This window comes from Pseudomonas sp. WT-JTC, from assembly GCF_056711565.1.
The window spans coordinates 4,902,228-4,920,755 of the sequence record NZ_CM160042.1; the positions used below are offsets into that span (position 1 = coordinate 4,902,228).

An 18,528-nucleotide genomic window follows, 5' to 3' on the forward strand; every position below is an offset into this window, starting at 1 on the left:
CCGCTAGATTCCTGAGATCACAGATCAAGGCTTCGACATGACCACCGAGCGCAACACTCCGGACAACTGCGACAACCTGCTGCTGGACAATCAGGCCTGCTTCGCACTGCATTCCACTTCGCTGATGATGACCAAGGTCTACAAACCCTTGCTGCAAGCGCTGGGCCTGACCTACCCGCAATACCTGGCGATGATGGTGTTGTGGGAACGGGACGGTTTGACCGTAGGCGAAATCAGCACGCGGTTGCTGACCGACCCAGGCTCGTTGACACCGCTGCTCAAGCGCCTGGAAGCCGAAGGCCTGCTCAGCCGAACCCGCAGCCGTGAAGACGAGCGCGTAGTGATCGTCGAACTCACCGAACAGGGCCGGGCGTTGCGCGACAAGGCCCGCGATATTCCCCAGTGCATCCTCGGCGCCAGCGGGATGACTCTGGAGCGCCTGCAAAACCTGCAAGCGGAACTGCAAGCGCTGCGCAGCCACCTGCAAGACAGCCTGTAGTCTCCAATTCACCACAAATCCCCTGTGGGAGCGGCGGTGCGGCGATCCGACTTGCTCGCGAAGACGGCTTGGCATTCAACACCTATGTTGACTGAAGCACCGCCTTCGCGAGCAAGCCCGCTCCCACATTTGTTTTGCGTTGGGCCGAAAAATCGGGTTCGCCATCTACTCCTGAAAAATTCCCCTCAAAAGCTCTAGTTCAATACTTCCAACCAAAACCACCCCATAGCCTTTGGCTTTTTTCAGGTTTCTTTGAAAATTTATCTTGCGCACTAAATATTAGAGCGATACATTTATTTCGCACTTACTTAGCGCGCAAACATTTAGCACAAATACACAAACCCTGAACGAGGCTTTCACCATGCAAACTCTCTACACCGCAATCGCAACTTCCACCGGTGGCCGTGACGGTCGTGCGGTTTCCAGTGACAACATCCTCGACGTAAAACTCGCCACTCCGAAAGAACTCGGCGGTGCTGGCGGCCCAGCCACCAACCCCGAGCAACTGTTTGCTGCCGGCTACTCCGCCTGCTTTATCGGCGCCCTGAAATTCGTGGCCAGCCAGACCAAGCGCAGCATCCCGAACGACGCTTCGATCACTGCCCACGTCGGCATCGGCCAGATCCCTGGTGGCTTCGGCCTGGACATCGACCTGCACATCAGCCTGCCGGGTCTGGAACAAGCCGATGCCCAAGCACTGGTCGACGCGGCCCACCAGGTCTGCCCGTACTCCAACGCCACCCGCGGCAACGTCGATGTGCGCCTGCACGTGACCGTCTGACCGCCAACCACTCAGGCCCGAACAGGAAACGAACATGAACACTTTCAGCAAAGTCTTGACCGGTACCCTTCTCGCCCTGTCGATCAACGGCGCATTCGCGGGTGATGGCGTTGAACACAACACCCAGGCGTTCCTCGATGTGCTGAATGCCGGCACCGGCAAACCGCTTGAACAGCTCAGCCCGAAAGATGCCCGCGCCGTGCTGGTGGGTGCGCAGGCCGGGGTGAAACTGACACTGCCAAAGGCCGATGTCAGCCAGAAGACCATTCAAGTCGACGGCCAACCGCTAAGCCTGACCATCGTCCGGCCGGCCGGGGTCAAGGGTGAGCTGCCCGTGTTCATGTTCTTCCATGGCGGCGGCTGGGTACTGGGAGACTTCCCGACCCACGAGCGGCTGGTGCGTGACCTGGTAACGGGTTCGGGTGCGGCGGCCGTGTTCGTGAACTACACGCCGTCGCCGGAAGCGCATTATCCGGTGGCGATCAATCAGGCTTACGCGGCGACCCGATGGGTGGCCGAGCACGGTAAAGAGATCAACGTCGATGGCAAGCGCCTGGCGGTGGCCGGCAACAGTGTCGGCGGCAACATGGCGGCCGTGGTTGCGCTGATGGCCAAGGACAAGGGCACACCGGCGATCAAATTCCAGGTGCTGTTGTGGCCGGTGACTGATGCCAGCTTCGAAACCGCGTCCTACAACCAGTTTGCCGAAGGGCACTTCCTCACCAAAAATGCGATGAAGTGGTTCTGGGACAACTACACCACCGACGCCAATCAGCGTAACGAGATCTACGCCTCCCCTCTGCGCGCGACCACCGCCCAGTTGAAGGGATTGCCTCCAGCGCTGGTGCAGACCGCCGGTGCCGACGTGTTGCGCGACGAAGGCGAAGCCTACGCCCGCAAACTGGACGAGGCCGGTGTGCCGGTCACTGCGGTTCGCTACAACGGTATGATCCACGACTACGGTTTGCTCAACGTGGTGAGCCAGGTGCCAGCGGTGCGTTCGGCGATGCTGCAGGCGTCTGAAGAACTGAAACAACACCTGAAGAAGTAACACCGCCCCACCCTGTAGGAGCGAGCTTGCTCGCGATGGACGCCCAGACAACGCGGGCATTCAGATAGCCCGCGTTATCGTTAACGACCATCGCGAGCAAGCTCGCTCCTACAGAGGGTCGAGTGTTTCAGGCACAAAAAAGCCCGACTCAATGGTCGGGCTTTTTCATTCCTGAAGCTGTGCTTATTTGGCACGGCCTTTGTAGGAACCGCCTTCGCGGGTATCAATCTCGATCATGTCGTCGATATTGATGAAGTCAGCAACCGACAGCTCGGTACCGTTCTTCAGTTTGGCAGGCTTCATCACCTTGCCGGAAGTGTCGCCGCGAGCGGAACCTTCGGTGTAGGCAACCTGACGCACGATGGTGGTCGGCAGTTCTACGGAAACCAGACGGCCTTCGAAGAACACGGCTTCGCAAACGTCGGTCATGCCTTCTTCAACGAACGGCAGAACGGCTTCGATGTCTTCGGCGTTCAGCTCGTACATGGTGTAGTCGGTGGTGTCCATGAACGTGTAGGAGTCACCGCTGATGAAGGACAGGGTCGCTTCTTTGCGATCCAGGATCACGTCGTCCAGCTTGTCGTCCGCACCGTATACGGTTTCGGTCTTGTAGCCGGTCAGCAGGTTCTTCAGCTTGGTCTTCATGATCGCGCTGTTACGACCGGACTTGGTGAATTCAGCTTTCTGAACCAGCCAAGGATCGTTGTCGATACGGATCACGGTACCGGGTTTGAGTTCTTTACCAGTTTTCATTGCGAATATCCGAATTTGGATGGGATTTACAAAAATCTAGGCCGCGTATCATATCCAATTTCCATAAAACTGTACCAGCGCCGTGGCAAGATCCGCCTGCAAGGCCTGTTCCAGACACCATGCCTCAGCGTGTTTTTCCAGCTCTGGCCAGTGTTTACGGGTGAATTGCCAGTGGTCGGTCATTTTCTCACCGGCGTTCCACGCCCGCCAGAGACCGCTGATCGCCTCCCGCGCCGGGTCCGAAAGCCCCTTTATATAGAGTTCGAGGAAGGCGTCGAGTTTGTCCAGATGGATATCTTCTTCCTGCCGGTAAATGTGCCACAAAAATGGCCGGCCGGCCCATTGTGCGCGCACAAAGGAGTCTTCGCCGCGCACGGCGTTGAAATCGCAGCACCACAGCAACCCGTCGTATTGGTCCTGACGGACGAATGGCAGTACTTGCACGGTCAAGGCTTCACGCACATGCACGGCACCGGCCGCCAGCCCCTCCACACCGAGCCAACGCTCGACATCGCCGAGAATCCGCCCTTCCGGTACCAGCAGATGAGTGGACGTCGAATCGCCTGCCATCGCATCGAGCCAACTGGCCAGCCCGGTGTTTTCGTAGGCAAACAATGAGATCAACTGCGCACCGGGTGCACGATCAATTCCCATACTTTGCAGGAATTCTCTTTGAGCCTGCGGGTCTTGCTGAAACTGCCGACGACGTTCAAGCAACCCGCGCTCGCGTATCAACCCGCCCGTGCCCTTCTGGAACCCCGGAAAGAAAAAGAACTTCTGTACGCTTTTGTACTTCACCGACGGCAGACCGTGACAGCCGATCACCCAGTCTTCGGCACTCAGGTAATCGAGGTTCATCCACAGCGGCGCCTTTTCCCTTTCGGCCATGGCGTCCATATAGGCGCTCGGCAATTGGCAGGCGAATGCGGCGATCACCACATCGGCGGCTTCCGTCGGCAGCCACTCGGCTGGCCATTGCCGCACTTCGACGCCTTGCTGCCACTGCTGCGCAGCGTGGATGTCGATTTCCGGGCAAAGGCGCTCGAATGCTCGCAGATCATCGACCCATAGACGTACCGCCAGTCCATGTTCGGCCACCAGTTGCCGGGCCAGTCGCCAGGTCACGCCGATGTCGCCGAAGTTATCGACCACGGTGCAAAAAATATCCCAGCGGGTTTTCAATTCAGGCATTCCAGGCTCCCGTTGGCAAAGGCGCCGATTGTCCGCATAAATTACCCCGTGCAGAAGAGCCGACGGCGATTATTCTTCATGCGACAATCACCGCTCTCCAGTGACCTTTCGCCATGAGGCAACCATGCCCCACCGCCCCGCTCCGCGCCGATCCTTCCCATTTCGTCTGAGCGCCCTGCAGTTGACCGGCAGCATCGCCCTCGGCATGTGGCTGGGATTCATTGCCATTGTGCTGACCTGCTGGCTCGCTTCGCGCTTGCTTTTCAGCGAACAACTGGCGCCTGTAGCGGCGGCTGTGGAGCAACTGGCCAAACCACCGATGGTGGTTCAACCGGTGCCGGACATCCCGCCCCAGAGCCCGCTGTTCGGGCAATACGAAGAAAACCTGCGCAAGAACGAGCAGCAGCAACGGCTCGATCAGGCCCGTAGCAGCAGTCGCAACCTGTCCAATCCAAGCTGTCAGTTCTGGCTGCAACAGGACCGGACTGCTCCCAGCGAAAAAAGCCGCGCCAACGTCCTGCAATTCTGCGATTGATCATGAATAAACACAGCGTCCACCAACTGATTCTCGACCGGCTACGGATCGATCTCGACATCGCCGAACGGGCCGCGCAAACCGCTTACGAAACGGCGACCCATGAAGAAAACATCGCCGAGAACAAGTACGACACCCTGGGGCTGGAGGCTTCGTATCTCGCGGCCGGACAAGCCAGAAGGGTCGAGGAGATTCGCCAGTCACTGACCCTCTGCCAGAACCTGGCCCTGCGCCCGTATGACGATCAGCGGGGCATCGAAGTGGGTGCGTTGCTCGGGCTCGAGGACGAAAAGGGCCGCGAACAATGGCTGTTTCTCGCCCCCGATGCGGCCGGGCTGAAGGTCGATCTGGTGGGGCAACTGATTACCGTCATCACCCCGCGCTCACCGCTGGGCAAAAGCCTGCTGGGCAAGTTCGCGGGCGATGGGGTGGAGATCATGGTGGCGGGTGCTCGGCAACAGTTCGCTGTCACCGAGGTGGTTTAGGGCACTCTATCAGTGAACGGGCAGTTCGACGCCGTCGAACAGCTCTTCCAGTTCCTGCTTGTTGTGGCATTGAATGGCCTTGGCCATGACTTCGCGGGTAAGGTGCGGCGCGAACTTCTCGATGAAGTCGCACATGAAACCACGCAGGAAGGTGCCACGACGGAAGCCGATCTTGGTGATGCTGGACTCGAACAACTCACTGGCATCGAGCACGACCAGGTCGCTGTCGAGTTTGGGGTCGACGGCCATTTTCGCCACGATGCCCACGCCCAGCCCGAGGCGAACATAGGTCTTGATCACGTCGGCGTCGGCGGCGGTGAACACGACTTTCGGCGTCAGGCCACGATGACTGAACGCTTCGTCGAGTTTCGAACGGCCGGTAAAACCGAACACGTAGGTCACGATCGGGTATTCGGCCAGCGCTTCGAGGGTCAGCTTCGACAACTTGGTCAACGGATGGCCCTGAGGCACGACCACACAACGGTTCCAGCGATAGCACGGCATCATGACCAGATCGCCGAACAGTTCGAGCGCTTCGGTGGCGATGGCGAAATCCACGGTGCCATCAGCGGCCATTTCGGCGATTTGCATCGGCGATCCCTGGTGCATGTGCAGGGCAACGTCCGGGTATTGCTTGATGAAATTGCTGATCACCGGCGGCAACGCATAACGCGCCTGGGTGTGGGTGGTGGCAATCGACAGGGTGCCTTTCTTCTCGTTGGAGAATTCCTGGGCGATCTGCTTGATGCTTTCAACCTTGCGCAGAATCTCGCCGGCGGTGGTGATGATGCGTTCACCGGCCGGGGTGACCCGGGTCAGGTGCTTGCCACTGCGAGCAAAAACCTCGACGCCCAGTTCATCTTCCAGCAGACGGATCTGTTTACTGATGCCCGGTTGAGAGGTGTAAAGGCTTTGGGCTGTAGCGGAAACGTTGAGGTCGTGGTGCGCCACTTCCCAGATGTAGCGCAATTGTTGAAGCTTCATATGAATCCCTCAAAGCAGGTAGACGCCACGGGCATCAGCGACGGTATATAACTATATTAATGGCATGAAGAATAAATCTAGAACTTTTTTATCAGACTGCCACTATTCGTGTTCTAGAGATCCCCTTGGCGGCGACGTTGCACCAGCGGCACCAGATAGACCGGCACCTTGGACAGTTGCAACACGCGGGCGGCGGTTCGGCCCAAAGGCGTTTCCGCACCGGCACCGTGGCTGTGACTTCCTACGATCAACAAATCCACGGAGAGTTTCTGCGCCTGGTCCAAAATCACCTGCGATGGGTCGCCCTGCAACACCCGTACCGCCTGAATCCGCTCCAGGTCGTGCTCCCCTTCATCCCCCAGCTCCTCACGAAAACTGTCGAGCACCCGCTGTTCGATACTGGCAATCACCGTATTCAGGCCCTGGCTGTGAAACTCATTCAGCGCCTGCTCATCGAGATAGCTTTGCAGCACCGATTCGGCAAACAACCCCATGGGTTCAACCGCATGCACGACATACAAATTGGCATTGAAGGTCCGGGCCAGCTCCAGGGCATGCTGCATCACCACGGGCGCGTACAGGCCAAGGTCTGTGGCATACAGCATCGAACGAATCATATGACCTCCTCAACTGCCAACATGGCGGAGATTTGATTCAGCTTAGCAGTGCCTTGGCGACTGCGACGTCCGGCGCAACGCATTGAATGGCGGGCTTAAACCTTTTGCTCATTGCTTATGCCATGTGGCACGTGACCGGTGGCGACGACTTCACGGGCCAATTCACAGTGACCGGCCTGATCGTCGAAAAACACATCGGCCGCGAAGGCTTCGAGAAAGGCTGACTTGGTCAGGCCGCCAAGGAACAGCGACTCGTCGAGACGGATGTCCCATTCGCGCAACGTGCGAATGACCCGCTCATGGGCCGGCGCCGATCGCGCCGTGACCAGCGCGGTGCGGATCGGACAGGCGTCCTCCGGGAACTCACGCTGCAACAGATTGAGAGCCGCAAGAAAGCCCTTGAACGGCCCTCCGCGCAACGGCTCGCGGGCGGCCTCACGCTCGCTGGCCTGGAACGCTTCCAGACCACCGGCCTGATAAATGCGCTCCGACTCATCGGAAAACAGCACCGCGTCTCCGTCGAAGGCAATGCGCAGCTCGTCGCTGGCCGCACGGCTGGCACCACCCGACAGAATGGTCGCTGCCGCGAAACCGGCGTCCAGTGCATTGCGTACGTCTTCGGCGTGGGTCGAGAGAAACAGGTCGCAGCCAAAGGCCTTGAGGTAGGGATACGGACTGCGCCCGCCGACAAATGCCGCACGAGAAATCGCCAGTCCGTAGTGGTCAATCGAGTTGAACACCCGCAGCCCGGTGTCGGCGCTGTTGCGCGACACCAGAATCACCTCGACCCGGGCGCGGCCGAGGCTGTTGTTGAGGTTCAGGAGTTTCTGCACCAATGGAAAGGCATCGCCGGGCTGGAGGATCTCGTCTTCGTGTTCGATCTGATACTGCCGGTAGGCTTCGACGCCGCTCGACAGATAGACCTTGTGGCTTTCGCTCAGGTCGAACAGCGCCCGCGAAGAAATCGCCAGCACCAGCTTGTCGTCAATTGTCTTCGGCATGCCCTTCCCCCTCAGGTCGGTCGATTCAGGTGTTGCGTCGATCAATGAAACTCAAGCTGCGATACAAAGCCTCGATGCGCGGCATTTCATACCCCGCGGCCTTGGCTGCCGCCAGTGGCCGGGCGTAGATTGCGGCCAGCTCCAACGGCCGCTTGTGCAGGAAATCGTGATACATGCTCGGCCAGTAGTCGGGCATTTTTTCGGTGACCATGAACAAGTGCTCGGCATACCCCGCCGGTACATCGTGCCCGCACGCGACTGCGCCTTGCACCACTTCGGCCATCAGCGCCTTGATCAGTTCGCGACTGTCGGCATCCGCCATCAACGGTGTGGTGCTCGCTCCCAACAAAACCGATAGCCCGTTGTAAGGGATATTCCAGACCAGTTTTTGCCAACGCGCCTGATGCAGGTTCGCCATGGCCTGGGAATCGAGGCCGGCGCTGCGGAACAGACCGACGCCCTCCTCGACGATTGCGCTACGCGTCGGCCCATCGGCGGGACCGCTGTGATAACCGACATGCACCGCGCCCAGCGCCTGGTGGGTGATGACGCCCGGCGCCTCACGATGGACGCAGATGTAGCAGAGCCCGCCAAGCACATGCAGCGAATCGGGGAGCAACTCGCGCAGGCTGTCTTCAACGTCCAGGCCGTTTTGCAACAGCAGTACCTTGGCGTTCGGTGCCGCCGCCTGCAGGATGGCGGGTGCCAGGCCTGCATTGCTGGTGGTTTTCGCGCCCACCAGCAGCCAGTCGCAGGGCGGCATGTCCTCGGCGTTCGAATAAGCCTGCACCGGGTTCAACGTAAGTGCGCCGTGGGGCGCGCTATCGACTCGCAACCCATGCCCGGCCACCGCGGAGAATTCGCTGCGCAGCAGAAAATGCACATCAAAACCGGCACGCGCCAGCATCACCCCGTAGAAACCGCCGATTGCGCCGGTCCCTATAATGCCGATCGTCGGCCTGGCAACTGTCCCCATCATGGCAACTCCTCTGCTGTTCGACTCAGCGCCTGGCGCACGGCCCGATTGAGCTCGGTGTCGGTCAGACGCGATTTCAGTGCTCCGAAGAATTCGCCGTCGCGCACAACAAACAGCGCCGGCAAGTGAAAGACCTGATAACGCTCGACCACCCCGCCGTTATTGCCGGCATCGATCCAGCACAGTCGATCGACTGCCAGATCGAGTACCGGCAATTGCTCACGGGCAAAACGGCAACCGGCGCAGCCGACACTGGTGAAAATAACCAGCGAAACACCGCTCATCGCCAGCAGCCGTTGGTCGGCGTCAAAATCGGTCAGTTCCAATTCGACCACTATACTGGGGAGAACAATGTCAGATGGCCGACACATGGAGTCTGTGTTCATGGGACGTTTTATTCCTCACCCTGACGATGTGCCCGTCGAATTAACGTTGCTGAAACCTGAGTGTATTTCGCGACGACAGCTGCACACTATCAGTCTCGGGGGCATGGCTTGCAATTATCACCGCGCGTGGCGCTACGGCACCGCACTGGAAGTCCGCATGCCGACCGTGAACCCGGACATGCGCTATCTGGGCTATGTCGCCTGGTGCCTGCGGCGCAAACGCGGTTATCTGGTGGGTATCGCCTTCGTTGATGAACAAATGCTGTTCAGCGCCCGAATGGGCGAGCAGGTGTGCCAGATCGAGCGCTACTGCCGCCTGCATGACGCCCACGACGACTTGCAGGATATCCAGGCCCTGGCTCTGGAATGGGTCCAGGAGCATGCCGACGAGTTCTCTCACGAATCGGTACGCAAGGCTTTTGCCGAGCCTGTGCCGGATTAGGGGCATTGCCCAAGGGTTTGCCGGTCACGTTGGGGAAACTGAGCGAGAATGGCCCCTAAACCGGTGTCTGCCCATTGTCGAGCCACGGTGTAACGCGCTAAGGTTCGGCTTCCCGACGCGCTTAATTTGCTGTGCTCCGCCGCGCGGGTTCGCTGGCGGCCGGCACCCGTGACCTGACGAGTAAACGATGGCTGATTTACCGATCAACGACCTAAACGTCGCCTCCAACGAGACACTGATCACTCCCGATCAGCTCAAGCGCGATATTCCCCTGAGCGACGCCGCACTGCGCACCGTCACCAAGGGCCGCGAAGTCATTCGCAACATTCTGGATGGCACCGACCACCGCCTGTTCGTCGTCATCGGGCCTTGCTCGATCCACGACATCAAGGCCGCCCACGAATATGCCGACCGCCTGAAGGTTCTCGCTGCCGAAGTGTCCGATACCCTGTATCTGGTCATGCGCGTGTATTTCGAGAAGCCACGTACCACCGTCGGCTGGAAAGGCTTGATCAACGACCCGTACCTGGATGACTCGTTCAAAATCCAGGATGGCTTGCACATCGGTCGCCAGTTGCTGCTGGACCTGGCCGAAAAAGGCCTGCCAACCGCCACCGAAGCCCTCGACCCGATCTCCCCGCAATACTTGCAGGACCTGATCAGCTGGTCGGCCATCGGCGCGCGCACCACCGAATCCCAGACTCACCGTGAAATGGCTTCCGGCCTGTCCTCGGCTGTCGGTTTCAAGAACGGCACCGACGGCGGCCTGACCGTGGCGATCAACGCCTTGCAGTCGGTTTCCAGCCCCCACCGCTTCCTCGGTATCAACCAGGAAGGCGGCGTGTCGATCGTGACCACCAAGGGCAACGCCTACGGTCACGTGGTGCTGCGCGGCGGCAACGGTAAGCCGAACTACGATTCGGTCAGCGTTGCGCTCTGCGAGCAGGCGCTGAACAAGGCGAAGATCAAGCCGAACATCATGGTCGATTGCAGCCACGCCAACTCCAACAAGGATCCGGCGCTGCAACCGCTGGTGATGGAAAACGTCGCCAACCAGATCCTCGAAGGCAACAAGTCGATCATCGGCCTGATGGTTGAAAGCCACCTGAACTGGGGCTGCCAGGCAATCCCGAAAGACCTCGCCGACCTGCAGTACGGCGTGTCGATCACCGACGCCTGCATCGACTGGACCGCGACCGAAAACACCTTGCGCAGCATGCATGCCAAGCTCAAGGATGTGCTGCCCAAACGCGATCGCAACTGATCGCCTGATTGGCCGCACAAAAAGCGCAGACAAAAAAACGCCGGGCAGAACCCGGCGTTTTTTCATGCATTCGTTTTATTGAAGGTCACTGGCTCAGCTTGGCCGCATGCCGCTGGTGACGCTCCATGTAGCGCTCGACGTAGGAGCACGATGGAATGACGGTGTAGCCCATTTCCTCAGCGTACTCCAGCGCCTTCTCGGTCAAGGCTGCTGCAATACCGCGACCACGCAATGCGTTGGGCACGAAGGTGCGATAGATATCCAGGGTCTGCTTCCCCAGATCCATATAGGTCAGATAGGCACGATGACCGTCCACAATGGTCTCGAACTGATGACCAGCCTGGTCATGGTGGATGGACAACGCCTCGCTCATCACTACTCCTCGCGGGTCTGGATTTCCGACCCCTACCTTACCGATGTTTTTCCGGCGAAGGAACATCTACGCCACCCCGTGCCAGAATGGACACCGAGAAGAGCTGCACCGATCTCGCGCTACCGGGCACGTACAAATAGTAGGCACCATTGACAGAAATGCTCAAGGTACGCTCGTCATCATGCAGGTTGGCGGGTGCTGCTCCGGATCACGCAGGAATGGCTTGACCGAAGGTCGCTCCGGGTCGATAGCCTGAACATTGCCGGATGTTGAGACTTAAGACGAGCGCCCGCTGTTAAAGTCACCTGAACATCGAGAAAGATATTGGGAGGCGCTACGCAAAAGCCGAACAAAAGTGTAGACGAATCCATATAGGCGACTTTAGCCAGACTGGGAAAAAGAGCGATGTGCCGAAGGAACTTTTTCTCGCCTGCTCGCTCAGCCACGGGCCTTGCAGCTGGATATTTTTTAAACAGTTCAGTTAAAAGTTGCTCGAAAAAGAATCAACGCCTACAATTTTTTTTGCTTCTTGCGTCACGTCAGTTTTACTTACTACAAGTAATGGGTAGTATGTACGCCGGCTATTTCCTCAATCGGAGGAGATAGCTACTTAATAGAAAGTCCTTGAAGGGGAACACGATGAACAACGTTCTGAAATTCTCTGCTCTGGCTCTGGCCGCAGTTCTGGCTACCGGTTGCAGCAGCGCATCGAAAGAAACCGAAGCACGTCTGACCGCTACTGAAGACGCAGCTGCTCGCTCCCAGGCTCGTGCAGACGAAGCTTACCGTAAAGCTGATGAAGCTCTGGCTGCTGCTCAAAAAGCACAACAGACTGCTGACGAAGCTAACGAGCGTGCTCTGCGCATGCTGGACAAAGCTAGCCGCAAGTAATAATCCTTCGGGATTGTTATCAAGCCGATCCATTTTTTGGGTCGGCTTTTTTATTGCCCGGGGTTTCTCCAGGCAATAAAAAACCCGTCGACGCGGTCCGCGCCGACGGGCTCCTTGCAAGCGTTACTGCATCGGGTCGATCGGCGTGCTCGACACCATCGGTGCAATGCCGTTGCCCGGCACGGCGATCTCCACCGGCAGGCCGTCTTCAGCGGCAACCACATCACGCACCACATCCCAGTTCATGCGCAGGTTGTTGGTGATGTCTTCACGCTTGAGCATCGCATTGATGACCGCGGTGTGCTTGTCGACCACCGACGGGTTGCCCTTGTCGTCCAGCGGCGTATGCGCCTCCAGATAGACCTTGCCGCCACTCATGCCGAACTTGTACGGGTCGTTGATGATCCGCACCGACGTACCGACCGGCACCATGCCCGCCATTTCCAGCACGTTGTTGTTGAACATGCGGAAGCAACCGTGGCTGGTACGCATGCCGATACCGAACTTCTTGTTCGAGCCGTGGATCAGGTAGCCCGGTGTGCCCAGGGTGAACTTGAACGGCCCCAGCGGGTTGTCAGGGCCTGCCGGCACGACGTTGGGCAGCGGATCACCATCTGCTGCGTGCTCGGCCTTGATCGAAGCCGGAGGCGTCCAGGTCGGATTAGGTGTCTTGGCGGTGATGCTGGTGTGGGCAATTGGCGAGCCCCAGCCTTCACGACCAATCCCCAATGGGAACGTGTACACCACGTTCTTGCCTTTCGGGTAGTAGTAGAGGCGGTACTCGGCCAGGTTGATCACGATGCCTTCACGCGGGCCTGGTGGCAGGATGAAGCGGGTCGGCAGAATGATTTCCGTGCCGGCGCCAGGCAACCATGCATCGACACCCGGGTTGGCCGCGACCATTTCCGTGTAGCCCAGATCGTAGGCAGTACCAAGGTCGGCGAAGGTATCTTCGTACTTGGCCTTGATCACCTGCACCTGGCCGATGATGTCCTCACCGGGCGGTGGCAGGGGAAACTCCAATGCTGCAACGGGACCGGCCACAAAAAGGGCGGCGAGAGTCAGGCAGCGGGTGACGGCAGGAAAGCGCGACAACATCCGGAAAATCCTTCGCATGATCAACTGAGATATAAGAAAGCGATTGTACACCGCTGTCTGTTATTTCGGGGAGACCAGCCGATTGCAGGCGATGCAAGGCGATTTTGCGATTGTCCACGGTCCTGTGTGGGAGCGAGCCTGCTCACGAAGGCGGTGTGTTGGGCGACGTGTTTTTTACTGGTGTACATATCCGGTTCTACGGCAACGGCCACTTAAGGTTCCGCCTTTACGGCGGGTTACTTGGAAAAGCGGAGCGCCGCCCGGCCCCAAGTAACCAAGGGCTCTTGCCCCTGACGTTCGGTGCCTCGCCAAGGCTCGGCATTCCCTCGCTCCGGTCCTGCTCCGTGGGCCCGCCGCGATCGGCCATCCATGGCCGTACGCGGCTAACCCGGCATCCATGCCGGGTTGCCCACTGCGCAGAACCGGAACGAAGCCTCTCGAGGGGGCAAGAAGATCAAAAGCCAAAGCGAGGCGGCCTCCGGGCCGACCTGATCGCGATTGAACGCGTTCCCCCTGTAGGAGCGAGCCTGCTCGCGAAAAACGCCAGGACACCGTGGGGATTCAGACAGCCCGCGTTATCGTTGACGACCATCGCGAGCAAGCTCGCTCCTACAGAAGAGAGAAGAGCAGAGCAAAAGCAGGGCCGCGTAGACCCACGCTCCTCACCACTCAACAGGCCGAGCGTTAGCTCGCCTGCCGCTCTTGATCTTGATCCACCCGCCCCCTCGGCAGGCTGAGCGGAGGTGTTCATCCGGGGATGGGCGCGCAGCGCCGTTCGACGCAGTCGAACTCATTGCATGCAGGTCGCGCGAAGCCGACCGGAGGGCAATGCCCCCGGATGGACACCGGAGCGAAGGAACCCCGAGCCCAAGCGAGGGGCCGGACGTTCGGGGCGAGCGTTTTTTTGCTTACTTTTTTTAGGCGCTTGTAAAAAAAGTGAGTCGCCGTAAGGGCGAAACCATCAGCCGCCATTGCCGAAGAAACGGATATGTACACAAAACAACAGGACCAGCCCGCAACAACAGATCAAAGCTCGAAACGCAATTCCGGCCAGATCGGCGAAGTCCCACGCTTCTGCGACTCAAGAATAGCCCTGCACAACGAACACAGCCGCTGATCCTGAAACACCCGACGATCAACACTCGACCAGCGAGGCTGCGCCGGCAACAGGCTGCCGCACAAGGTGCGGTCAGCCGAGCCGCCCAACTCCAGTTGACGGGTCACCAGATGTACCCGCACTTCCTGGCAGGCGAACAGATCCAGCTGTTCGTCAGGCTCGATCAGTTGGTAGGCAAAGAGTGACCAGGCGGGACGCGGCATCGGGGGCTCCAAATCGGGGGCGCCACCTTAGCCGAAAGCCTGCTTCTAGAAAAGTGTCATAACAGCGGTTTTAGGGTAGGCCAGACATTTTCCAGCAACTTGTCCTGGGCCCCGGCCGCCGGGTGTATGCCGTCAGCCTGCATCAAGTCCGGATGGCCGCCCACGCCGTCGAGGAAAAACGGCACCAGCGGGATCTTTTTCTCATCGGCCAGGTTGCTGTAGACCTCGGCAAACGCCTTTGTGTAACGCGCACCGTAATTGGGTGGCAATTGCATGCCGAGCAGCAACACCCTGGCACCGCTGGCCCGGGAGCTGTCGATCATTGACGCAAGATTTTGTTGCAATTGCGTTGGCAACAATCCGCGCAGCCCGTCATTGCCGCCCAGTTCGAGGATCACCAGCTCCGGCTTATGCTCTGCAAGCAGCGCGGGCAGCCGCGCCCGGCCTCCGGCACTGGTGTCGCCACTGATGGACGCATTGACCACTTTATCGTCGAAACCTTCGCGCCTGAGCCGTTGCTCAAGCAGCGACACCCACCCCTGCCGGGTATCCAGCCCGAAACCGGCGCTGATACTATCGCCAACGATCAGGACTGTACCCGCCGCTGCGTTTTGGGCCATGCACAACAAGGCCAGGCCAGCACTCAAAAACCAGACACGCATCGGACTCTCCATGGGCGCAAGCATTCTCATCGCGAAGGACCTTAGCAAAGTGGTTCCCAGCGCGGAAGGTGAACTGACCATCCTGCACGAACTCAGCCTGGAACTGAACAAGGGCGACAGCCTGGCCATCGTCGGCGCTTCGGGTTCCGGCAAATCCACCCTGCTGGGCCTGCTCGCCGGCCTCGACCTGCCGAGCAGCGGCGAAGTCACTCTCGCCGGGCAAGGCCTGAGCAGCCTCGATGAAGACCAGCGTGCGCGCATCCGCGCCGAGCACGTGGGTTTTGTGTTCCAGTCATTCCAGTTGCTCGACAGCCTCAATGCCCTGGAAAACGTCATGCTGCCGCTGGAACTCGATGGCCGCAAAGACGCCCGCGAACGCGCCACCCAATTGCTGCAACGCGTGGGGCTGGGCCAGCGCCTGACTCACTCGCCACGCCAGCTCTCGGGGGGCGAACAACAACGCGTGGCGATTGCCCGCGCATTCGCCGCCGAGCCCGATGTGCTGTTCGCCGACGAACCGACCGGCAACCTCGACAGCCACACCGGCGAGCGCATCAGCGACTTGCTGTTCGAACTCAACAAGGAACGCGGCACGACCCTGGTACTGGTGACTCACGATGAACGCCTGGCCCATCGCTGCCGGCGCCTGATCCGCCTTGAAGCCGGCCTGCTGGTCGCCCCTCTGGAGCCTTGATGGCACGTCTGCCGCTGTTGCGCCTGTTCAGCCTCGCCATCCGCCAATTGCTGCGCGACGCCCGCGCCGGTGAATTGCGCGTGTTGTTTTTCGCCTTGCTGGTGGCCGTGGCCGCCAGCACCGCCATCGGTTACTTTGGCGCGCGCCTGAATGGCGCCATGATGTTGCGCGCCACCGAGTTCCTCGGTGCCGACCTGCTGCTCGAAGGCAGCTCGCCGGCGCGCCCCGAGCAAATAAGAAGCGGCACCGAACTGGGTCTGGAACACGCTCAAGTGGTGGAGTTCTCCAGCGTTATCGCCACCGACAAAGGCATCCAGCTGTCCAGCATCAAGGCGGCCGATGGCACCTACCCGCTGCGCGGCGAACTGAAAAGCGCGCCCGCGCCCTTTGCCGTGGAGGAACCCGGTGGAGGACCGAAACCCGGCGAAGCCTGGGTCGAGGCACGCCTGCTGACCGCCCTGGACCTGAAGATCGGCGACAGCATCGATGTCGGCATGAAAACCCTGAAACTGACGCGGGTGCTGACGTACGAACCCGACCGCGCCGGCAATTTCTACAGCCTGACGCCACGAGTGCTGATCAATCTCGGCGACCTTGTGGCCACCGGTGTAGTGCAGCCCGGCAGCCGGGTCAGCTATCGGGAGTTGTGGCGCGGCGATGCCAAGGCGCTGGAAACCTATCGGCAACTCATAAAACCGGGCCTCGCCGCCAATCAGCGCTTGCAGGACGCCCGTGACGGCAACCGGCAGATCGGTGGAGCCCTGGGCAAAGCCGAACGCTACCTGAACATGGCCAGCCTGGTCGCGGTGTTGCTGTCCGGCGTGGCGGTTGCGCTATCGGCAACCCGCTTCGCCACTCGCCGATTCGATGCCAGTGCCTTGCTACGCTGCCTCGGGCTGTCACGCCGGGAAACCCTGGTGTTGTTCAGCCTGCAACTGACCGTCCTCGGACTGCTGGCCAGCATCAGCGGCGCCCTCCTCGGCTGGTTCGCACAGCTGGGGTTGTTTGCCCTGCTGCATGACTTGCTGCCGACCGACGTGCCTGCGGGCGGGCTGTTTCCGGCCGTTGCCGGGATCGGCACCGGACTGGTGGCGCTGGCCGGTTTCGCCTTGCCGCCGCTGGCGGCTCTGGGCCGGGTTCCGCCATTGCGCGTATTGCGTCGGGACATGCTGCCTATCCCTTCCAGCACCTGGATGGTCTACGGTGCAGCACTGGGTGCCCTCGGCCTGATCATGTGGCGTCTGAGCCTGGACCTGCTGCTGACCTTTGCCCTGCTCGGCGGTGGCGTGATTGCAGCGCTGGTGCTGGGCGGTTTGTTGCTGCTGCTGTTGAAGAGCCTGCGGCGCATGCTCGCCCGTGCGTCCCTGCCCTGGCGCCTGGGACTCGGGCAATTGCTGCGTCACCCGCTCGCGGCCGCGGGCCAGTCCCTGGCGTTCGGCCTGATTCTGCTGTCGATGGCGCTGATTGCGCTACTGCGCGGTGAGTTGCTGAATACCTGGCAAAACCAGTTGCCGAAAAACGCCCCCAATTACTTCGCCCTGAACATCCTGCCCGCGGACAAACAGGCCTTCACCGATCACCTGATCGCCGTGTCGGCGCAATCGGCACCGTTGTATCCGGTGGTGCCGGGGCGCTTGATCAGCATCAACGGCGAACCGGTGCAGCAGATCGTCACCAAGGAATCGGCGGGGGATCGGGCAATCCAGCGCGACCTGAGCCTGACCTGGGCCGCGGACCTGCCGTCGGGCAACAAACTCACGACCGGTAATTGGTGGAACGAACAGACGCCGGACGATGTTCCCGGCGTGTCGGTGGAAGGCAAGGTCGCTGAAAGCCTGAAAATCAAGCTCGGCGACCATCTGGTTTTCAGCGTTGGCGGGGTCAATCGCGAGGCGAAAGTCACCAGCCTGCGGGAGATCAACTGGGACAACTTCCAGCCGAACTTCTTCATGATCTTCCAGCCCGGCACCCTGAAGGATCTGCCGGCAACTTACCTGACCAGTTTCTATCTGGCACCGGGCCATGACCAACAGATCGTCGACCTGTCCCGTGCCTTCCCGGCGGTGACGATCCTGCAGGTCGAAGCCTTGCTGGAACAACTGCGCAGCATTCTCGCCCAGGTCACCCTGGCGGTAGAGTATGTGTTGCTGTTCGTACTGGCAGCGGGGATGGCGGTGCTGTTTTCCGGCCTGCAGGCGACACTGGACGAACGCATTCGCCAGGGCGCATTACTGCGAGCGCTGGGCGCTGAACGGCAATTGCTGGTCAAGGCACGGCGCATCGAGTTCGGCTTGCTCGGTGCGGTCAGCGGTTTGCTGGCGGCACTGGGATCGGAACTGGTGAGCCTGGTGCTCTACCGCTATGCCTTCGACCTGCCATGGCATCCGCATCCATGGCTGTTGTTGCTGCCATTGGTGGGTGCCGTGCTGATTGGCGGTGCCGGGGTGTTCGGCACCCGTCGGGCATTGAACGCCAGCCCGCTGACAGTCCTGCGCGAGGGTTGATAGACTCCAGCCATCCTCACC

General features: G+C 60.0%; 21 protein-coding genes. 10 read left to right on the forward strand and 11 right to left on the reverse strand.

What is annotated here, in order from left to right:
* Positions 1–37 precede the first annotated feature (37 nt).
* The 3 genes from AC06G5_RS22140 (at position 38) to AC06G5_RS22150 (ending at position 2,331) form a co-directional block, all read left to right on the forward strand.
* The gene (locus AC06G5_RS22140) at positions 38–499 is read left to right on the forward strand and encodes a MarR family winged helix-turn-helix transcriptional regulator (RefSeq protein WP_085715321.1); all 462 of its coding nucleotides are present in this window, start codon (positions 38–40) and stop codon (positions 497–499) included.
* Between the two features lie 361 nt (positions 500–860).
* Complete coding sequence (locus AC06G5_RS22145; RefSeq protein ID WP_413427928.1) at positions 861–1,280, forward strand: organic hydroperoxide resistance protein; 420 nt, start codon at positions 861–863, stop codon at positions 1,278–1,280.
* Positions 1,281–1,314: 34 nt separating this feature from the next.
* Entirely contained in the window at positions 1,315–2,331 is a 1,017-nt protein-coding gene (locus tag AC06G5_RS22150) for an alpha/beta hydrolase (protein ID WP_480458310.1), read from the forward strand.
* 183 nt (positions 2,332–2,514) lie between these two features.
* Here AC06G5_RS22150 and AC06G5_RS22155 read toward each other — a convergent pair whose 3' ends face one another.
* A complete protein-coding gene (locus tag AC06G5_RS22155; RefSeq protein WP_007983530.1) occupies positions 2,515–3,084 on the reverse strand; it encodes an elongation factor P in 570 nt (189 codons plus the stop codon).
* A gap of 48 nt (positions 3,085–3,132) precedes the next feature.
* The gene (gene earP, locus AC06G5_RS22160; RefSeq protein WP_413427926.1) at positions 3,133–4,275 is read right to left on the reverse strand and encodes an elongation factor P maturation arginine rhamnosyltransferase EarP; all 1,143 of its coding nucleotides are present in this window, start codon (positions 4,273–4,275) and stop codon (positions 3,133–3,135) included.
* Positions 4,276–4,399: 124 nt separating this feature from the next.
* Here earP and AC06G5_RS22165 point away from each other — a divergent pair, with 124 nt between their 5' ends.
* The gene (locus AC06G5_RS22165) at positions 4,400–4,810 is read left to right on the forward strand and encodes a hypothetical protein (protein ID WP_413704226.1); all 411 of its coding nucleotides are present in this window, start codon (positions 4,400–4,402) and stop codon (positions 4,808–4,810) included.
* 2 nt (positions 4,811–4,812) lie between these two features.
* Positions 4,813–5,295, forward strand: coding sequence for a GreA/GreB family elongation factor (locus AC06G5_RS22170; protein WP_480458311.1), 483 nt, complete (start codon positions 4,813–4,815; stop codon positions 5,293–5,295).
* Positions 5,296–5,304: 9 nt separating this feature from the next.
* Here AC06G5_RS22170 and cysB read toward each other — a convergent pair whose 3' ends face one another.
* From cysB to AC06G5_RS22195, 5 genes are all read right to left on the reverse strand, one after another.
* Positions 5,305–6,279 (reverse strand): HTH-type transcriptional regulator CysB, encoded by a 975-nt coding sequence (gene cysB, locus AC06G5_RS22175; RefSeq protein WP_008023282.1) that lies wholly within the window; start codon positions 6,277–6,279, stop codon positions 5,305–5,307.
* A 113-nt stretch (positions 6,280–6,392) separates the two neighbouring features.
* Complete coding sequence (locus tag AC06G5_RS22180; protein WP_008023285.1) at positions 6,393–6,896, reverse strand: universal stress protein; 504 nt, start codon at positions 6,894–6,896, stop codon at positions 6,393–6,395.
* Between the two features lie 95 nt (positions 6,897–6,991).
* Positions 6,992–7,897, reverse strand: coding sequence for a 5'-nucleotidase (locus AC06G5_RS22185; RefSeq protein WP_008023286.1), 906 nt, complete (start codon positions 7,895–7,897; stop codon positions 6,992–6,994).
* A 25-nt stretch (positions 7,898–7,922) separates the two neighbouring features.
* Positions 7,923–8,876 carry a putative 2-dehydropantoate 2-reductase gene (locus AC06G5_RS22190; protein ID WP_413704224.1) on the reverse strand — a complete coding sequence of 318 codons (954 nt, stop codon included), beginning with the start codon at positions 8,874–8,876 and terminating at the stop codon, positions 7,923–7,925.
* The gene (locus AC06G5_RS22195; protein WP_413427922.1) at positions 8,873–9,259 is read right to left on the reverse strand and encodes a thioredoxin family protein; all 387 of its coding nucleotides are present in this window, start codon (positions 9,257–9,259) and stop codon (positions 8,873–8,875) included. Before AC06G5_RS22195 ends, AC06G5_RS22190 begins: the two co-directional genes overlap by 4 nt.
* Here AC06G5_RS22195 and AC06G5_RS22200 point away from each other — a divergent pair.
* Complete coding sequence (locus tag AC06G5_RS22200) at positions 9,258–9,701, forward strand: PilZ domain-containing protein (RefSeq protein ID WP_413427921.1); 444 nt, start codon at positions 9,258–9,260, stop codon at positions 9,699–9,701. The genes AC06G5_RS22195 and AC06G5_RS22200 overlap by 2 nt on opposite strands.
* A 187-nt stretch (positions 9,702–9,888) precedes the next feature.
* On the forward strand, positions 9,889–10,965 hold the full coding sequence (locus AC06G5_RS22205) for a 3-deoxy-7-phosphoheptulonate synthase (protein ID WP_413427920.1): 1,077 nt from the start codon (positions 9,889–9,891) through the stop codon (positions 10,963–10,965).
* A gap of 85 nt (positions 10,966–11,050) precedes the next feature.
* Here AC06G5_RS22205 and AC06G5_RS22210 read toward each other — a convergent pair whose 3' ends face one another.
* Entirely contained in the window at positions 11,051–11,338 is a 288-nt protein-coding gene (locus tag AC06G5_RS22210; RefSeq protein WP_057397257.1) for a GNAT family N-acetyltransferase, read from the reverse strand.
* A 639-nt stretch (positions 11,339–11,977) separates the two neighbouring features.
* Between AC06G5_RS22210 and oprI the strand changes: the two genes are divergently transcribed.
* Complete coding sequence (oprI, locus tag AC06G5_RS22215) at positions 11,978–12,229, forward strand: outer membrane lipoprotei OprI (RefSeq protein ID WP_003199355.1); 252 nt, start codon at positions 11,978–11,980, stop codon at positions 12,227–12,229.
* A 123-nt stretch (positions 12,230–12,352) separates the two neighbouring features.
* On the opposite strand, the gene AC06G5_RS22220 is transcribed toward oprI, so the two are convergent.
* From AC06G5_RS22220 to AC06G5_RS22230, 3 genes are all read right to left on the reverse strand, one after another.
* Positions 12,353–13,327, reverse strand: coding sequence for a L,D-transpeptidase family protein (locus tag AC06G5_RS22220; protein ID WP_413427919.1), 975 nt, complete (start codon positions 13,325–13,327; stop codon positions 12,353–12,355).
* Positions 13,328–14,353: 1,026 nt separating this feature from the next.
* Positions 14,354–14,647, reverse strand: coding sequence for a hypothetical protein (locus tag AC06G5_RS22225; RefSeq protein WP_003226812.1), 294 nt, complete (start codon positions 14,645–14,647; stop codon positions 14,354–14,356).
* A gap of 56 nt (positions 14,648–14,703) precedes the next feature.
* Positions 14,704–15,309 carry an arylesterase gene (locus AC06G5_RS22230; protein ID WP_480458313.1) on the reverse strand — a complete coding sequence of 202 codons (606 nt, stop codon included), beginning with the start codon at positions 15,307–15,309 and terminating at the stop codon, positions 14,704–14,706.
* Positions 15,310–15,319: 10 nt separating this feature from the next.
* Here AC06G5_RS22230 and AC06G5_RS22235 point away from each other — a divergent pair, with 10 nt between their 5' ends.
* On the forward strand, positions 15,320–16,003 hold the full coding sequence (locus tag AC06G5_RS22235) for an ABC transporter ATP-binding protein (RefSeq protein ID WP_413428254.1): 684 nt from the start codon (positions 15,320–15,322) through the stop codon (positions 16,001–16,003).
* Entirely contained in the window at positions 16,003–18,507 is a 2,505-nt protein-coding gene (locus AC06G5_RS22240; RefSeq protein ID WP_480458314.1) for an ABC transporter permease, read from the forward strand. Before AC06G5_RS22235 ends, AC06G5_RS22240 begins: the two co-directional genes overlap by 1 nt.
* Positions 18,508–18,528 lie beyond the last annotated feature (21 nt).

What these genes read in the sequence shown, in the direction of transcription:
- AC06G5_RS22140 (WP_085715321.1), top strand. Translation starts at nt 38, where the DNA reads ATGACCACCGAGCGCAACACTCCGGACAACTGCGACAACCTGCTGCTG.
- AC06G5_RS22145 (WP_413427928.1), top strand. Translation starts at nt 861, where the DNA reads ATGCAAACTCTCTACACCGCAATCGCAACTTCCACCGGTGGCCGTGAC.
- AC06G5_RS22150 (WP_480458310.1), top strand. Translation starts at nt 1,315, where the DNA reads ATGAACACTTTCAGCAAAGTCTTGACCGGTACCCTTCTCGCCCTGTCG.
- AC06G5_RS22155 (WP_007983530.1), bottom strand. Translation starts at nt 3,084, where the DNA reads ATGAAAACTGGTAAAGAACTCAAACCCGGTACCGTGATCCGTATCGAC.
- earP (WP_413427926.1), bottom strand. Translation starts at nt 4,275, where the DNA reads ATGCCTGAATTGAAAACCCGCTGGGATATTTTTTGCACCGTGGTCGAT.
- AC06G5_RS22165 (WP_413704226.1), top strand. Translation starts at nt 4,400, where the DNA reads ATGCCCCACCGCCCCGCTCCGCGCCGATCCTTCCCATTTCGTCTGAGC.
- AC06G5_RS22170 (WP_480458311.1), top strand. Translation starts at nt 4,813, where the DNA reads ATGAATAAACACAGCGTCCACCAACTGATTCTCGACCGGCTACGGATC.
- cysB (WP_008023282.1), bottom strand. Translation starts at nt 6,279, where the DNA reads ATGAAGCTTCAACAATTGCGCTACATCTGGGAAGTGGCGCACCACGAC.
- AC06G5_RS22180 (WP_008023285.1), bottom strand. Translation starts at nt 6,896, where the DNA reads ATGATTCGTTCGATGCTGTATGCCACAGACCTTGGCCTGTACGCGCCC.
- AC06G5_RS22185 (WP_008023286.1), bottom strand. Translation starts at nt 7,897, where the DNA reads ATGCCGAAGACAATTGACGACAAGCTGGTGCTGGCGATTTCTTCGCGG.
- AC06G5_RS22190 (WP_413704224.1), bottom strand. Translation starts at nt 8,876, where the DNA reads ATGATGGGGACAGTTGCCAGGCCGACGATCGGCATTATAGGGACCGGC.
- AC06G5_RS22200 (WP_413427921.1), top strand. Translation starts at nt 9,258, where the DNA reads ATGGGACGTTTTATTCCTCACCCTGACGATGTGCCCGTCGAATTAACG.
- AC06G5_RS22195 (WP_413427922.1), bottom strand. Translation starts at nt 9,259, where the DNA reads ATGAACACAGACTCCATGTGTCGGCCATCTGACATTGTTCTCCCCAGT.
- AC06G5_RS22205 (WP_413427920.1), top strand. Translation starts at nt 9,889, where the DNA reads ATGGCTGATTTACCGATCAACGACCTAAACGTCGCCTCCAACGAGACA.
- AC06G5_RS22210 (WP_057397257.1), bottom strand. Translation starts at nt 11,338, where the DNA reads ATGAGCGAGGCGTTGTCCATCCACCATGACCAGGCTGGTCATCAGTTC.
- oprI (WP_003199355.1), top strand. Translation starts at nt 11,978, where the DNA reads ATGAACAACGTTCTGAAATTCTCTGCTCTGGCTCTGGCCGCAGTTCTG.
- AC06G5_RS22220 (WP_413427919.1), bottom strand. Translation starts at nt 13,327, where the DNA reads ATGTTGTCGCGCTTTCCTGCCGTCACCCGCTGCCTGACTCTCGCCGCC.
- AC06G5_RS22225 (WP_003226812.1), bottom strand. Translation starts at nt 14,647, where the DNA reads ATGCCGCGTCCCGCCTGGTCACTCTTTGCCTACCAACTGATCGAGCCT.
- AC06G5_RS22230 (WP_480458313.1), bottom strand. Translation starts at nt 15,309, where the DNA reads ATGCGTGTCTGGTTTTTGAGTGCTGGCCTGGCCTTGTTGTGCATGGCC.
- AC06G5_RS22235 (WP_413428254.1), top strand. Translation starts at nt 15,320, where the DNA reads ATGGGCGCAAGCATTCTCATCGCGAAGGACCTTAGCAAAGTGGTTCCC.
- AC06G5_RS22240 (WP_480458314.1), top strand. Translation starts at nt 16,003, where the DNA reads ATGGCACGTCTGCCGCTGTTGCGCCTGTTCAGCCTCGCCATCCGCCAA.